General features: G+C 73.7%; 11 protein-coding genes, 2 tRNA genes and 1 pseudogene. 5 read left to right on the top strand and 9 right to left on the bottom strand.

The genetic code is table 11. The annotated features are described in order from the left end of the window. Nucleotides 1-473 precede the first annotated feature (473 nt). Nucleotides 474-1310, bottom strand: coding sequence for a hypothetical protein (locus tag RKE29_RS05675; protein ID WP_312003928.1), 837 nt, complete (start codon nt 1308-1310; stop codon nt 474-476). Between the two features lie 191 nt (nt 1311-1501). Here RKE29_RS05675 and RKE29_RS05670 point away from each other — a divergent pair, with 191 nt between their 5' ends. Together RKE29_RS05670 and RKE29_RS05665 are read left to right on the top strand one after the other, a co-directional pair. After that, nucleotides 1502-2647, top strand: a complete 1146-nt coding sequence (locus RKE29_RS05670; protein ID WP_312003927.1) for a Glu/Leu/Phe/Val dehydrogenase dimerization domain-containing protein — start codon at nt 1502-1504, stop codon at nt 2645-2647. A gap of 278 nt (nt 2648-2925) precedes the next feature. Continuing rightward, the gene (locus RKE29_RS05665; RefSeq protein ID WP_312003926.1) at nt 2926-3180 is read left to right on the top strand and encodes a DUF3073 domain-containing protein; all 255 of its coding nucleotides are present in this window, start codon (nt 2926-2928) and stop codon (nt 3178-3180) included. A 275-nt stretch (nt 3181-3455) separates the two neighbouring features. On the opposite strand, the gene purM is transcribed toward RKE29_RS05665, so the two are convergent. The 6 genes and pseudogenes from purM to purS form a co-directional block, all read right to left on the bottom strand. Then, a complete protein-coding gene (gene purM, locus RKE29_RS05660; protein WP_312003925.1) occupies nt 3456-4583 on the bottom strand; it encodes a phosphoribosylformylglycinamidine cyclo-ligase in 1128 nt (375 codons plus the stop codon). 398 nt (nt 4584-4981) lie between these two features. Beyond that, a pseudogene (gene purF, locus RKE29_RS05655) lies at nt 4982-6454 on the bottom strand (amidophosphoribosyltransferase); the annotation flags it as partial. Between the two features lie 95 nt (nt 6455-6549). Further along, nucleotides 6550-7338 (bottom strand): sterol carrier family protein, encoded by a 789-nt coding sequence (locus RKE29_RS05650; protein ID WP_312003924.1) that lies wholly within the window; start codon nt 7336-7338, stop codon nt 6550-6552. A gap of 159 nt (nt 7339-7497) precedes the next feature. Then, nucleotides 7498-9759, bottom strand: a complete 2262-nt coding sequence (gene purL / locus RKE29_RS05645) for a phosphoribosylformylglycinamidine synthase subunit PurL (protein WP_312003923.1) — start codon at nt 9757-9759, stop codon at nt 7498-7500. After that, a complete protein-coding gene (gene purQ, locus RKE29_RS05640; RefSeq protein ID WP_312003922.1) occupies nt 9756-10469 on the bottom strand; it encodes a phosphoribosylformylglycinamidine synthase subunit PurQ in 714 nt (237 codons plus the stop codon). Before purQ ends, purL begins: the two co-directional genes overlap by 4 nt. Continuing rightward, a complete protein-coding gene (gene purS / locus RKE29_RS05635) occupies nt 10466-10720 on the bottom strand; it encodes a phosphoribosylformylglycinamidine synthase subunit PurS (protein ID WP_312003921.1) in 255 nt (84 codons plus the stop codon). Before purS ends, purQ begins: the two co-directional genes overlap by 4 nt. 292 nt (nt 10721-11012) lie before the next feature. On the opposite strand from purS, the gene RKE29_RS05630 reads away from it, so the two are divergent. The 3 genes from RKE29_RS05630 to RKE29_RS05620 all read left to right on the top strand — a co-directional run bounded on the left by RKE29_RS05630 (nt 11013) and on the right by RKE29_RS05620 (nt 11721). Further along, the gene (locus tag RKE29_RS05630) at nt 11013-11330 is read left to right on the top strand and encodes an Lsr2 family protein (RefSeq protein WP_312003920.1); all 318 of its coding nucleotides are present in this window, start codon (nt 11013-11015) and stop codon (nt 11328-11330) included. Between the two features lie 144 nt (nt 11331-11474). After that, nucleotides 11475-11546: transfer RNA gene (locus RKE29_RS05625), tRNA-Gly, on the top strand. A 102-nt stretch (nt 11547-11648) separates the two neighbouring features. Further along, nucleotides 11649-11721: transfer RNA gene (locus RKE29_RS05620), tRNA-Gly, on the top strand. 302 nt (nt 11722-12023) lie between these two features. On the opposite strand, the gene RKE29_RS05615 is transcribed toward RKE29_RS05620, so the two are convergent. Both RKE29_RS05615 and RKE29_RS05610 read right to left on the bottom strand, forming a co-directional pair. Next, complete coding sequence (locus RKE29_RS05615) at nt 12024-12929, bottom strand: phosphoribosylaminoimidazolesuccinocarboxamide synthase (protein WP_312003919.1); 906 nt, start codon at nt 12927-12929, stop codon at nt 12024-12026. Between the two features lie 540 nt (nt 12930-13469). Continuing rightward, nucleotides 13470-14835, bottom strand: a 1366-nt coding sequence (locus RKE29_RS05610; protein ID WP_312003918.1) for a N,N-dimethylformamidase beta subunit family domain-containing protein, incomplete at its 5' end; no start/stop codon positions are given.

Below are 14835 nucleotides of genomic sequence, written 5' to 3'. Positions count from 1 at the left end.
GATGGACCATGCCATAGCGGACAGTCACAACTTCGTGACGATCAGTCACGGCGAGTTCGGGGGTCACCAGACCTACCAAGGGAGTGCAATACCGATGAATCCGCCCATACTTAGACGGAAGGGGCCTCTCCGGGCTCCTTGTCCTATTTTGGCACGAGGGTGGGGGATAGCCGCAAGGCCCAGAGATAGTGCTGTAGATCACGCTTGAGACCAATGCCCAGGATGAGGCCTACGTCCCGACCTGTCGGCCTGTGGCCGGGTGCCGACCGCCCGGTTCCGGCCACGCCCGGACCCTTCCGGCTCCGCGAGACCGCTCCCACCGGCCACCCAGGCGCCTCCACGGCCGGTTCAGGCCCCCTCTGAGCCCCTTCGACGGCCTCAAGGCCCCCTGGGTGGCTCAAAGGCCCGGGCGGCCCCTGGCGGCCCCCCGCACGCCCGCGGCCCCGCCCGTCGGCCCGGCCCCGCCGCCCGCCTCAGCTCGCGTTCTGCCGCCCGCGCACCGCGCTCCACCGCTCCGTCAGCCGCTCGTACGCGCTCCCGGCCCGCTCCCCGTCCCCGTCGCGCAGGGCGGACAGGCCCTCCGCCACGTCGGCCGCCGAGCGGTCGTCGTCCAGCAGCCCGTCCGGCACCGCGTGCACCAGGCCGCCGTAGTCCAGCTCGACCAGCGAGCGCGGGTGAAATTCCTCCAGCCATCGCCCCACATCTACCAGGCCGTCTATGAGCGGGCCCTCGCCGAGCGCGTCCCGCAGCACCTTCAGTGCACGCGCGACCCGGCGCCTGGCCTGGACCATCGCGGTCCGGTAGCGCAGCACGAGCCCGTCCTCGCCCTTGGTGTACTCCCGCTCCTCGTCCGCGAACAGCACGAACCAGCGCACGGGCACGTGCCACGTCGCCGACCGGATCCACGGCCGGGCGTCCGGATTGCGTGCCAGCCACCGCTCGTAATCGGCCACCGTCTGCCGCCGCACCACCGGCGGCAGCACCGCGTCAAGCAGCGGCGGCGGCAGTTCCGAGACCAGCTCCTCCAGGGCCAGCCAGCCGCGCAGCCGGGTGCGCCAGGGGCACACGCAGGTGACGCCGTCCACGACGGCCACGAACGCGTCGCCGCTCTCGTGCACCGGCACCGGCACCGGCGGCACGGGCACCAGGTCGGCCAGGGAGCGGCGCAGCTCGTCCTGTGCGCTCGGGATGTGCTCGCGCCTGGCGTACCGCACCCAGTGGGTCCGCTCGGGCTCGGGGAAGGCGGCCAGCGGCTCGTAGACCCGCAGATACGACGCATACGGGACGATCAGCGAAGACGTCACGGTCACGCGCGCTCCCTCAAGCCTCGTCACCACCGCCGGAGGGCTGTGCCCCGGCGCTGTCCGCATCGTTTCACGGCGCGGGCCCTGAGGGGGTCCGGGCACCGGCCATACGCGGCTGCCCAGGGCTTACCCTCGTGCCCACCGGCCCTCCCCCCACCCGCGGGAGGGCCCGCACCCCAGCGAAAACCTCACCGTGCATGGGAGTCACCACCGTGACCGACGTACGTCCCACCGTCAGCGTCGACGGGGCCGGCGGAAGCCACCTGCCAGACCCTTTGGCCGTCCTCTTCCACTCGGAGCAGGGCGGGCACAAGCAGGTCGTCCTGTGCCAGGACCAGGACAGCGGCCTCAAGGCCGTCATCGCCGTCCACTCCACCGCCCTGGGCCCGGCCCTCGGCGGCACCCGGTTCCACGCGTACGCCTCGGACCGGGAAGCGGTGCTGGACGCGCTCAACCTCTCCCGCGGCATGTCGTACAAGAACGCGCTGGCCGGGCTCGACCACGGCGGCGGCAAGGCCGTGATCATCGGCGATCCCGACGAAATCAAGACAGAGAAGCTGCTGCTCGCCTATGGCCGGTTCGTGGCCTCCCTCGGCGGCCGGTACGTCACCGCCTGCGACGTCGGCACGTACGTCGCCGACATGGACGTCGTCGCCCGCGCGTGCCCGTGGACCACCGGCCGCTCTCCCGCGCGGGGCGGCGCCGGGGACTCCTCGGTGCTCACCGCGTACGGCGTCTTCCAGGGCATGCTCGCGTGCGCCCAGACGTCCTGGGGCGAGCCGACGCTGCGGGGGCGCCGGGTCGGGGTGGCCGGGGTCGGCAAGGTGGGCTACCACCTGGTGGGCCACCTGCTGGCGGACGGCGCCGAGGTGGTGGTGACGGACGTGCGCGGCGAGGCCGTGGACCGGGTCCGCGACCGGTACCCGAGCGTGACGGCCGTGCCGGACGCCGACACGCTCGTCCGCGACCGCCTGGACGTGTACGCTCCGTGCGCGCTCGGCGGCGCGCTGGACGACGCCTCGGTGGCCGCCATGGCCGCCACCGTGGTGTGCGGCGCGGCCAACAACCAGCTCGCCCACCCCGGCGTGGCGAAGGACCTGGCCGACCGCGGCATCCTCTACGCTCCGGACTACGTCGTGAACGCGGGTGGCGTGATTCAGGTGGCGGACGAACTGCGTGGTTTCGACTTCGACCGGGCCAAGGCCAAGGCGAGCGGGATCTTCGACACGACTTTGGCCATATTCGAGCGGGCGCGCGCCGACGGCATCCCGCCCGCCGCGGCCGCGGACCGGCTCGCGGAGCAGCGCATGCGGGACGCCGAGCGGCGCCGCCAGGTGCCGTAGTCCGGGCGGGCGCGCGGGGGCGAGAGATCTCTCACGGCCGGTCGGCGGGTCGGCGGAAAAGACCCGTTAAAATCGCGGTTGACCAGCGGGTACGGGGCGACTCGCGGCCGGTGCCCAGTGGCACGTCATGCGGGCGACGTACCGTATGGCCACAGAAGCAGGTACCGTTGAAGCCCTACGGACCGGGTTCTCCATGGGAGAGCCCGATCTGGATCATGAACGTAAACGCGTGTCAAGACTCTGGGGCCGTCGCGCCCCGTCGTTGAGGGGGTCGAGCCATGGGGCGCGGCCGGGCCAAGGCCAAGCAGACGAAGGTCGCCCGCCAGCTGAAGTACAACAGCGGTGGGACTGACCTCACGCGCCTGGCTGAAGAGCTGGGCGCATCGACAGCGAACCAGCCGCCGAACGGCGAGCGGTTCGACGGCGATGAGCTGGACGACGACCCGTACGCACAGTACGCGGATCTGTACAACGACGACGAGGACGAGGACGACGAACCGTCGGACTCCCCCGCGCGGCGTCGTCGCGCCTGAACGGCTCGTTCCAGGCGCTCGACTCCCCGTCGCTTTTCAGCCGGTCCGGGGCACCCGCCCCGGACCGGCTTCTGTGCTGCCCGCGCCGCTGCCCGCACCCGCGCCGCCGCCCGCGCCGCGGTCCCCGTCCGGCGGGCCGGCGCCTCCGGACGGCCCACGGCACCCGACCCCGGCACGCTACGCTCCGTAGTCGTCGTACGCTCCCGGCACGCCGCACGCGCCGCCGCGCTCCCCCGCACGGTCCGCACCTTCCGCCCCCTCCGTCCCCTCCGCCGTCACGCCGCGTAGTCGCCGGTCAGCACGGCCGCGTCGGCGGATCCGGCCGGGCGGTCCTCGACCTCGCCGCACACCCAGGCGGGCACGCCCCGGTCCGCGAGCGTGGTCAGGGCCGCCTCGGCCGACCCGGCGGGCACGACCGCGACCATGCCGACGCCCATGTTCAGCGTCCGCTCCAGCTCGGCCCGCGCCACCGAGCCCGCGTCTGCGACCAGCCCGAACACGGCGCCCGGCGTCCACGTGCCGCGGTCGACCACCGCGCGCAGCCCGTCCGGGACCACCCGGGCGAGGTTCGCGGCCAGCCCGCCGCCGGTGATGTGCGCGAAGGCGTGCACCTCGGTGGTGCGGGTCAGGGCCAGGCAGTCCAGCGCGTAGATACGGGTCGGCTCCAGCAGCTCCTCGCCGAGCGTGCGGCCCAGCTCCGGGACCTCCCGGTCCAGCTCCCAGCCCGCCCGGGCGGACAGCACGTGCCGCACCAGCGAGTACCCGTTGGAGTGAAGTCCGGAGGACGCCATCGCGACGACCGCGTCGCCCGCGCGGACGCGGTCCGCGCCCAGCAGCCGGTCGGCCTCGACCACGCCCGTACCGGCCCCGGCCACGTCGAACTCGTCGGCGCCCAGCAGCCCCGGGTGCTCGGCGGTCTCGCCGCCCACCAGCGCGCAGCCCGCCAGCGCGCAGCCCTCCGCGATGCCCTTGACCAGGGCCGCGACCCGCTCCGGGTAGACCTTGCCGACGCAGATGTAGTCCGTCATGAACAGCGGCTCGGCGCCGCACACCACCAGGTCGTCCACGACCATGCCGACCAGGTCGCGCCCGATGGTGTCGTACACGCCCATGCGCCGCGCGATGTCCACCTTGGTGCCGACGCCGTCGGTGGCGGAGGCCAGCAGCGGCCGGTCGTACCGCTTCAGGGCCGAGGCGTCGAACAGCCCGGCGAAGCCGCCGAGCCCGCCCACCACCTCGGGCCGGGTGGCCTTGCGCACCCACTCCTTCATCAGCTCGACGGCGCGGTCACCGGCCTCGATGTCGACGCCCGCGGCCGCGTAGCTGGCGGCGGCGGGACGGTCGGCCGGGGAGGCGCCCGGGGAGGCGCCGCGGGTCGTCGGGTCGGGTGAGGGTGCGGACATGCCCGTACGTCTTTCGTCGTGGAGTGGGTGCGCCGGGTGCCACGGCCGGCAGGCGGCGGCGGTACGGCGTGGTGGTGCGTCGGCGAGGGGGCTTACGGGCGGCGCAGCGCGTCCGCGGCTCCCACGCCGGCGGTGAGCGTGGTCACGCCGTCGGAGTCGTGCGGGCTCGGCGTACGCGCCTGGGCCTCGCCCGCCCGTCGCCCGCCACCGCCCTCAACGGACGGGGCTGCGCCCCGCACTCCGCCCGCCCGTCGCCCGCCACCACCCTCAACGGACGGGGCTGCGCCCCGCACTCCGCCCGCCCGTCGCCCGCCACCACCCTCAACGGACGGGGCTGCGCCCCGCACTCCGCCCGCCCGTCGCCCGCCACCACCCTCAACGGACGGGGCTGCGCCCCGCAGCTCCGCCTCTAGCAGGTGCTTGCCCAGCAGCTCCGGGTCCGGCAGCTCCATCGGGTACTCCCCGTCGAAGCACGCCCGGCACAGGTCCGGCTTGGCGATCGTGGTCGCCTCGATCATCCCGTCTATGGAGATGTACGCGAGGGAGTCGGCGCCCAGCGAGGTGCCGATCTCCTCGACCGACAGGCCGTTGGCGATCAGCTCGGCGCGGGTGGCGAAGTCGATGCCGAAGAAGCACGGCCACTTGATGGGCGGCGAGGAGATGCGGATGTGCACCTCCGCCGCGCCCGCCTCCCGCAGCATCCGCACCAGGGCGCGCTGCGTGTTGCCGCGGACGATCGAGTCGTCCACGACCACCAGGCGCTTGCCGCGGATGACTTCCTTCAGCGGGTTGAGCTTCAGCCGGATGCCCAGCTGGCGGATGGTCTGCGAGGGCTGGATGAAGGTCCGGCCGACGTACGCGTTCTTCACCAGGCCCGCGCCGTACGGGATGCCGCTGGCCTCCGCGTACCCGATGGCGGCCGGCGTGCCGGACTCCGGCGTGGCGATCACCAGGTCGGCGTCGGCGGGCGCCTCGGCGGCCAGCCTGCGGCCCATCTCGACGCGGGAGAGGTAGACGTTGCGCCCGGCGATGTCGGTGTCCGGGCGGGCCAGGTAGACGTACTCGAAGACGCAGCCCTTGGGGCGGGCCTCGGCGAAGCGGGTGGTGCGCAGGCCGTTCGCGTCGACCGCGACCAGCTCGCCGGGCTCGATCTCGCGGACGAACGTGGCGCCCACGATGTCGAGCGCCGCGGTCTCCGAGGCCACCACCCAGCCGCGCTCCAGGCGGCCGAGGACCAGCGGCCGGACGCCCTGCGCGTCCCGGGCCGCGTACAGCGTCTGCTCGTCCATGAAAACGAGGCTGAAAGCGCCCTTGACCTGAGCCAGCACACCGGGTGCGGCCTGCTCGACGGTCAGCGGCTCGCCGTCCTCGCCGACCTGGCCCGCGAGCAGGGCGGTCACCAGGTCGGTGTCGTTGGTCGCCGCGACCCTGCCCCCGCGCGATCCGCTCTGGGGCAGCTCCGCGGCCAGCTCCGCCAGCTCGGCGGTGTTGACCAGGTTGCCGTTGTGGGCCAGGGCCACCGAGCCGTGGCCGGTCGCGCGGAAGGTCGGCTGCGCGTTCTCCCACACCGAGGCTCCGGTGGTGGAGTAGCGGGTGTGCCCGACCGCGATGTGCCCCTGGAGAGAGCTGAGGGAGGTCTCGTCGAAGACCTGGGAGACCAGGCCCATGTCCTTGAAGACGAGGATCTGGGAGCCGTTGCTCACCGCGATGCCCGCGGACTCCTGCCCGCGGTGCTGCAGCGCATACAGCCCGAAATAGGTGAGTTTGGCGACCTCTTCACCCGGGGCCCAGACACCGAAGACGCCGCAGGCGTCCCGGGGGCCCTTCTCGCCGGGGAGGAGGTCGTGGCTGAGTTTCCCGTCACCACGCACGCCATCGAGTCTAGGCCAGTTCGGCGGTACCACCGAACGAGGGGCCGGACCGGGAGAAAAGTCACATCCCGCGCGGGCCCTGGCGGCAGGCGTGTCTAGCTCATGACCGGCAGGTAAGCCGCCAGGTCGGCCCGCTCGCCGCTGGCCGTGACCGCGCCCGACGCCGCCGCGTCGGCCCAGGACGTACGGCCCGTGGCCAGCCGGATCCAGGTCAGCGGGTCGGTCTCCACCACGTTCGGCGGAGTGCCCCGGGTGTGCCGGGGGCCCTCGACGCACTGGACCACGGCGAACGGCGGCACCCGGACCTCCACCGCGCCGCCCGGCGCGGCCGCCGCCAGCGCGTCGGCCAGCAGCCGCGTCGTCGTGGCGAGCGCCTGCCGGTCGAACGGGATCTCCGCGCCCAGGGCCGCCGCCAGGTCGTCGGTGTGCACGACCAGCTCGACACAGCGGGTGACCAGGTACTCGTCCAGCCGGAACGCGCCGACCCGGGACGGCACCAGCCGGTCTCCGGGGGCGTTTGCGAGCAGCTCGGCGAACCGGGCGGCAATGCGCTCCAGCAGCTCGCGCGGGTCGCCCTCGGCGGCCAGCGCGTGCGTGCCCTCGTCGATGGCGGCGGCCAGCGGCGCGGTCCCGGTCACGTAGTCGGCCAGGCTCGCCTCCTGCCGGGGCGGCGCGGGCTGCTCCAGGCCGCTGACCACGCTGCGCGCGACCATGCCCAGGTGGGCGACCAGCTCGCGCACCGTCCAGCCGCCCAGCCGGGTCGGCGCGGCGAGGTCCGCCGGGTCCAGGGCGGCCACCGCCGCCCGCACGTGGCCGAGCTGCGCGCGCACGGCGGCGCGGGTCGCGTCCGGGGCGTAGGCGCGGGTGCGGGGGCGGGGCGGCATGAGGTGATCATACGGTCGGGGTACGACAGCGGGGGCCCGCTCCCGCATACGGGCGCATACGGGCGCGTAGGGCGCACTTGCGGGCGTACGCGCCGGTGCGTACGCCCGTGACCCCGCGCGTACGCACCGCCCGTACCGAAACCGCCGCCCGGCCGTACGTCAGGCCATCAGCGCCGGCAGCGTCGCCTCGTACGCCTCGCGCAGCTCCGCCAGCGGCAGGCTGAACTGGCCATGCACCTCGACCGCCGCGCCGTCCACCACGCCGACGCGCGCGGCCGGCAGGCCCCGCCCCTGGCACAGTTCGGCGAACCGCCGCTCCTGCTCGCGCGGCACCGCCACGATCGCGCGGCCCGCCGACTCGGAGAACAGGAAGACGAACGGGTCGAGCCCGTCCGGCACCACCACCCGCGCGCCCCGCCCGCCGCGCAGGCAGGACTCGGCCAGCGCCTGGATCAGGCCGCCGTCGGACAGGTCGTGCGCGGCGGCGGCCAGGCCCTCGCGCGAGGCGGTGACCAGCACGTCGGCCAGCAGCCGCTCCCGCTCCAGGTCCACCCGCGGCGGCAGCCCGCCCAGGTGGCCGTGCACGGTCTGGGCCCACGCCGAGCCGCCGAACTCGGCCGCCGTGTCGCCCAGCAGGAAGACGTGGTCGCCCTCGCCGGTGAAGGCGACCGGCGTGCGCCCGGCCACGTCGTCGATGACGCCGAGCACGCCGACGACGGGCGTGGGGTGGATGGCCGTCTCGCCGGTCTGGTTGTACAGCGACACGTTGCCGCCGGTGACCGGCGTGCCCAGGGCCTGGCAGCCGTCCGCGAGGCCGCGGGTGGCCTCGGCGAACTGCCACATGACGGCCGGGTCCTCGGGCGAGCCGAAGTTCAGGCAGTTGGTGACGGCCAGCGGGCGGGCGCCGGTGGCGGCCACGTTGCGGTACGACTCGGCGAGCGCGAGCTGCGCGCCCGCGTACGGGTCGAGCTTCGCGTACCGGCCGTTGCCGTCCGTGGACACCGCCACGCCCAGGCCCGTCTCCTCGTCCACCCGGATCATGCCGGAGTCCTCCGGCTGGGCCAGGATCGTGTTGCCCTGCACGAACCGGTCGTACTGGTCGGTGACCCACGCCTTCGACGCCTGGTTCGGCGCGGAGACCACCGCGAGCACCTGCGCGCGCAGCTCGTCCGGGCCCGCCGGGCGCGGCAGCGCGGCCGGGTCGTCGGCCTGGAGCGCGTCCTGGCTCGCCGGGCGCGCGTACGGCCGCTCGTAGACCGGGCCCTCGTGGGCCACGGTGCGCGGCGGCACGTCCACGATCTGCTCGCCGTGCCAGTAGATCTCCAGCCGGTCGCCGTCGGTGACCTCGCCGATGACGGTGGCGGTGACGTCCCACTTCTCGCAGATCGCCAGGAAGCGCGTCACCTTCTCCGGCGCGACGACCGCGCACATGCGCTCCTGCGACTCGCTCATGAGGATCTCCTCGGGCGAGAGGGTCGCGTCGCGCAGCGGCACGGTGTCCAGCTCGACGCGCATGCCGCCGCTGCCCGCCGAGGCCAGCTCGGACGTGGCGCAGGACAGGCCCGCGCCACCGAGGTCCTGGATGCCCTCCACCAGCCGCTCGGCGAACAGCTCCAGCGTGCACTCGATCAGCAGCTTCTCCTGGAACGGGTCGCCGACCTGCACCGCGGGACGCTTCGACGGCTTACTGTCGTCGAACGTCTCCGAGGCCAGCACGGACACGCCGCCGATGCCGTCGCCGCCGGTGCGCGCCCCGTACAGCACGACCTTGTTGCCCGGGCCCGACGCCTTGGCCAGGTGGATGTCCTCGTGCCGCATGACGCCCACGCACAGCGCGTTGACCAGCGGGTTGCCCTGGTAGCAGGGGTCGAAGACGACCTCGCCGCCGATGTTGGGCAGGCCCAGGCAGTTGCCGTAACCGCCGATGCCCGCGACCACGCCGGACAGCACCCGCTTGGTGTCGGCCGCGTGCGGGTCGCCGAAGCGCAGCGGGTCCATGACGGCGACGGGCCGGGCGCCCATGGCGAGGATGTCGCGGACGATGCCGCCGACGCCGGTGGCCGCGCCCTGGTACGGCTCGACGTACGAGGGGTGGTTGTGCGACTCGACCTTGAAGGTGACCGCGTAGCCCTGGCCGACGTCGACCACGCCCGCGTTCTCACCGATGCCGACCAGCAGCGCCTCGGCGCCCGGCCCCTCGGTCGGGGCCTTCGCGCCGAACTGCCGCAGGTGCACCTTGCTGGACTTGTACGAGCAGTGCTCGGACCACATCACGGAGTACATGGCCAGCTCGGCGCCGGTGGGCCGGCGGCCCAGGATGGCCCGGATCCGCTCGTACTCGTCGGCCTTCAGGCCCAGCTCGGCCCACGGCTGGGGGGCGTCCGGGGTCTCGGCCGCGTGCTTGGTGGTGTCGAGAGTCATGCGGAGACCAGCTTCCTCAGCAGCGAGGTGAAGAACCCGAGGCCGTCGGTGCGCCCGGTGCCGACCAGCGGTTCGACGGCGTGCTCGGGGTGCGGCATGAGGCCGACGACGTTGCCCGCCGCGTTGCACACGCCGGCGATGTCGCGCAGCGAGCCGTTCGGGTTGCGGCGCTCGGTGAGCGGGTGCCCGCCCTGGCCCCCGCCGACGTAGCGCACGACGACCCGGCCCTCGGCTTCCAGCTCGTCCAGCACGCGCTCCTCGGCGACGTACCGGCCGTCGATGTTCTTCAGCGGGACGCTGATCTCCTGTCCCTGCTGGTACGCGCCGGTCCAGGCGGTCGCGGTGTTTTCCACTCGCAAGGTCTGGTCCCGGCAGATGAACTGAAGGTGATCATTTCGCAACATCGCGCCCGGCAGCAGGTGCGTCTCGGTGAGCACCTGGAAACCGTTGCAGATGCCGAGCACGGGCATGCCAGCCCGCGCCTGCTCGACCACCGGGCCCATCACCGGGGAGAACCGGGAGATCGCACCGGCCCGCAGATAGTCGCCGTAGGAGAAGCCCCCGGGCAGCACCACGGCGTCGACCTGCTTCAGGTCGGTGTCCCGGTGCCACAGCGGCACGGCCTCCAGGCCGGCCAGCCGGACCGCGCGCCCGGTGTCGCGGTCGTCGAGGCTGCCGGGGAAGGTGACGACTCCGACGCGCGCGGTCACGGCGCCTCGACCTTCACGGTGTAGTTCTCGATGACGGTGTTGGCGAGGAAGGTCTCGGCCATCTCGCGGATGCGGGCGAGGGCGGCGTCATCGACCGGTCCCTCCACCTCCAGCTCAAAGCGCTTGCCCTGCCGGACGTCGGCGATCCCGTCGAAGCCGAGGCGGGGCAGCGCGCGCTGCACCGCCTGGCCTTGGGGGTCGAGGATCTCGGGCTTGAGCATGACGTCGACGACGACGCGTGCCACTGGCACTCCTGGTGTGTGGTGCTGGTGCGTAAGGCAGTGGCCCCAGCGTACCCCGGAGTAGAATCTACTCGCGTAGATATGCCGTGGGCGAACGCCGGGACGCGTCGGCGGTGACCCTTCCAAGGGAAAGTTACGGCAAAGCGCCTGGGCCCGTTTGCCCCAGGACACGCTGGCGGAATTCTTGGGGCTTCACAATGCAATGCCCGGCGCTGTAAAAATGAAAAGGAAAGACTCTCGCACCGGACACCTGCCATCTTTGCCGCTGATGCATCGATGCAGCCCGAAAGGACCGATACCCGTGGCGCAGCGCGTAGTAGTCATGATCTCGGACGACATCGACGGCGGACAGGCCGAGGAGACCGTCTCGTTCGGACTTGACGGCAGCTCGTACGAGATCGACCTGAACACCGACAACGCGAGTAAACTCCGCGACCTGCTCGCCCCGTATGTGGAGGCCGGGCGCAAGCGCGCCCGCTCCGGCCGGACCTACCGGCACACCTCGGTCGCCCCCGACCCGGCCGCCGTCCGCGCCTGGGCCCGGTCGCGCGGCATGGAGGTGCCGCCGCGCGGCCGCATCCCGAAGAAGGTGTACGAGGCGTTCGACGCGGCGAGCTGACCGGGGAGTTGGGCGGAGAGCCGACGGGCGGGCCCAGGCCGCCGGGCGCCCGGCGCCGACTTGCACGGCACCCCGGGGAGTCGGCTAGAGTCTGGAGCACGCCGAGGGGCGAGGCCGGAAGGCCGGTAAGCCCACCGGAAGCTCGCGGGTGTAGCTCAGTAGCAGAGCGCCCTCTTTCCAAGAGGGAGGCGCAGTGTGCGATCCCTGTCACCCGCTCCGGATCACTCCGATCCGCTGGATCCCGGACCTTGTCCGGCCGGTCCCGCGGATCGGGTATAGTGAACCTCGCACCGCCCGGTGAGAGCCGGACGGGAGCAGGCGGACGTAGCTCAGTTGGTAGAGCGCAACCTTGCCAAGGTTGAGGTCGCGAGTTCGAGCCTCGTCGTCCGCTCGGTAAATCTGCTGAAGGGTCCCGGTCAAACGACCGGGACCCTTCGGCGTTTCCTTGAGCGTTGGACGTCGTACGTATCGTCTGATCGGCCGGCTCCCCCTGGTCGTACGGCTCCGCCGTCGGACGGCTGCGAGGTCGGGCGGCTGCGAGGTCGTACGACTCCGGGTCCGTACGGCTCCGCGGTCGGGCCGCGTCCCGGTGTCCGGTCGGCGGCCCCGAGCCGACCACCGGATATCCGGCCCCGAGGGGCCGGATACGGCACGTACGCACCGCCGCGCTGCGGAAAGGGACCCGACCGGCCGTCAGGACCAGGCATTGCCCGTCAGCCGCCGGTACGCCTCCAGGTAGCGCTCCCGCGTCTGCTCCACGATCTCGCGCGGCAGCCGGGGCGGCGGCCGCTCGCCGGTACGGTCCCAGCCGGAGTCCGGCGAGTCCAGCCAGTCGCGCACGAACTGCTTGTCGAACGACGTCTGCGGCCGGCCCGGCTGCCACTCCTCGACGGGCCAGAAGCGGGAGGAGTCGGAGGTCAGCACCTCGTCGGCCAGGACCAGGTCCCCGCCGTCGCCCTCGGTGCCGAACTCGAACTTCGTGTCCGCCAGGATGATGCCCCGGTCCCGCGCGATGTCCCGGGCGCGGCCGTAGACCGCGAGCGTGGCCTGGCGCAGCCGGGCGGCGGTGTCGGCGCCGACCTCGCGGACCACCTCCTCGTACGACACGTTCTCGTCGTGCTCGCCCACCGCGGCCTTGGTCGCGGGCGTGAAGATCGGGGACGGCAGCTCGGAGCCGTCGGTCAGGCCGGGCGGCAGGGCCAGCCCGCACACGGTGCGGTCCTTCTCGTACTCCCGCAGGCCAGAGCCGGTCAGGTAGCCGCGGGCGACGCACTCCACCGGCAGCATGCGCAGCGGCGCGCACACCATGACCCGGCCCTCCCAGTCGTCCGGGGCGCCCTTGGGCACCTCCGTGGACCGCACGTGGCCGGGGACCAGGTCGGCCAGCTGGTCGAACCACCAGAGCGACAGCTGGGTCAGGACGCGTCCCTTGTCGGGAATCTCGGTGGGCAGCACCCAGTCGTAGGCGGAGATCCGGTCGCTGGCCACCATGACCAGGTCGCCGCTCTCGCTCCTGTAGAGGTCGCGCACCTTGCCGGTGTGCAGGTGCACCAAGCCCGGGACCTCCACCGGCTCGGGTTTCTCGACGAATCCGGACACACATCCTCCTGGTGGGTTTGTCCAACCCCCGTCCCCTGATTCTCCCGCACCGCGGAAAACCCGCCCGACACGGGTCCGGCGAACGGCCGTGCGGAGCGGGCGGCCGGGCCGCGGTTGGCGCTCCCGGCGGGCGGGTTCGGGGCGCGGGTCCGGGGCGCGGCGGGCGGTACGGGCGGGTCGGAGGGCGGAGGATCCGGGGTGCGTCCGTACGGGGTACGGCGGGCGGACGCGGTCCGCGTACGGCGGAGGGCGTACGGCGAGGAGGCCGGGCGCGGGAGCGGACGGGCGCCGGGGCGGACGGAGGGGCCGGAGGTGGCGGCCGGGGCCCGGGGCCGCCGTGCCCGTCCCGGGCCCCGGGGCCGCTGTCCCGGGGCAGGACCCGGGAGCCGCCTCCCGGGTCAGGGCCGGGGCGGAGCCGTCCCGGGCAGGCCCCGGGGGCCGCCGCGACCGTCGCGGGGCAAGGCGCGGGGGCGCCACCGTCCGGAGGCAAGGCCCGGGGCGCCGCCGGGCCCTACCTCGGGGCCCGCCCCGCCCCCGTCCTCAGATCCGCTTGCAGATGCGGTCCAGCAGGTTGGCCGTGGCCCGCTGGACGCGGGTGTCCGCGTGCCCGGGCCGGTCCAGGGCCGGGACCCACGCGAAGGTGCCGGCCGCGAACACCCACGCGCCGCTCGGCGCCCGGTACAGAGAGGTCTCCTGGTGCCGGAGCAGGCCCCGGCCGTCCTCGTAGGGCGAGTGGGCGAGCAGCACCCGCTCGGTGTGCTCGGGCAGGCACACCTTGGGGAAGTAGCGGTCGGCCCCGCCCGCGACCAGGTCCGGCAGCTCCTCCCCCTCCTCGCAGCCGGTGCCCTCCCACAGCCAGTGGCCGGCGTTGCGCACCACCAGCGGGCGCGGCTCGGGCACCCGGCCCGCGTACTGGATGCCCAGCAGCCGCTGCTCGGGCGCGGCCGCCTCCCGCCACAGCTCCGAGCGGCCCGACCGCCCCGAGCCGCCCGCGCGGCGCCGCTTGCGGCAGGTCAGCAGGCGGTCCGGGCCGTACGGGGACGGGGCGAGATCGACGCGCCAGTAGCAGGTGTTCGCGGACAGGAAGACCAGCGACGTGCCGCCGTCCCGGGCCTGCTCCACCGCCTGGCGCACCGACGCCGACCAGTACTCGTCGTGCCCGGCGAAGATCAGCCCCCGGTAGCGGGCCGGGTCCACGCGGCCCGCGTGCAGGTCGCGGGCCTCGGCGTACGCCAGGTCGTAGCCGTAGCGGTCGGCCCAGCGGACGAAGTCGTAGGAGTGGCCGACGTGCAGCGGCAGGCCCGCGCCCGCGTACGGCCGGTCGAAGGAGACCGTGACCGCCGCCTCGTCCTCGCCCAGCAGGCGGCCCTCCTCGTCCCAGGCGTGGTAGAGGCTGGCGCCGGTCCTGCCGTCCTCGGGGTAGAGGTTGTACGCCTGCCAGGTGATGTCCGGCAGCACCAGCAGCAGGTCGGCCGGGGCGAAGTCGCGGACCGTGAACGGCACGTGGCTGCGGTAGCCGTCGGCGCTGGTCAGCACGCCGACGTAGGCGCCGGTGGGCCAGTACGACGGGATCTGGAGCCGCCAGGACAGCCACCAGTGGTGGCAGGAGACCGTGCGGTCGGCGGTCAGCGGCGGCGGCTGCGCGATGCCGGACAGGCGCGGGCTGGTGTGCACCTTGGTGGCGCCGTCGCCGCCGTAGTGGCCGATCCGGTAGACGTCCACGGTGAACTGCTGGGGCGGGTCGACGTGCACCCGGAAGTCCAGCGCCTCGCCGGGGGCCACGGCCGAGGCGGACGCGAAGCCCTTGATCTGGCAGCGGACGTCGTCGGCGCAGCGCGGCCCGGGCAGCCGGGCGCGCGCGGCGGCGCCTGGCGCGGCACCCGGCGCGCGGTCCGGGCCGCCGTGG

Origin of the sequence: Streptomyces sp. B1866, assembly GCF_031932565.1 — a bacterium.
GTDB lineage: Bacteria > Actinomycetota > Actinomycetes > Streptomycetales > Streptomycetaceae > Streptomyces.
This window is presented reverse-complemented; position numbering and strand designations above follow the sequence as displayed.

Bases quoted from the DNA above. Each gene is read 5' to 3' on its own strand.
- RKE29_RS05665 (WP_312003926.1), top strand. From the start codon at position 2,926: ATGGGGCGCGGCCGGGCCAAGGCCAAGCAGACGAAGGTCGCCCGCCAG.
- purL (WP_312003923.1), bottom strand. From the start codon at position 9,759: ATGACTCTCGACACCACCAAGCACGCGGCCGAGACCCCGGACGCCCCC.
- RKE29_RS05670 (WP_312003927.1), top strand. From the start codon at position 1,502: ATGGGAGTCACCACCGTGACCGACGTACGTCCCACCGTCAGCGTCGAC.
- purM (WP_312003925.1), bottom strand. From the start codon at position 4,583: ATGTCCGCACCCTCACCCGACCCGACGACCCGCGGCGCCTCCCCGGGC.
- RKE29_RS05650 (WP_312003924.1), bottom strand. From the start codon at position 7,338: ATGCCGCCCCGCCCCCGCACCCGCGCCTACGCCCCGGACGCGACCCGC.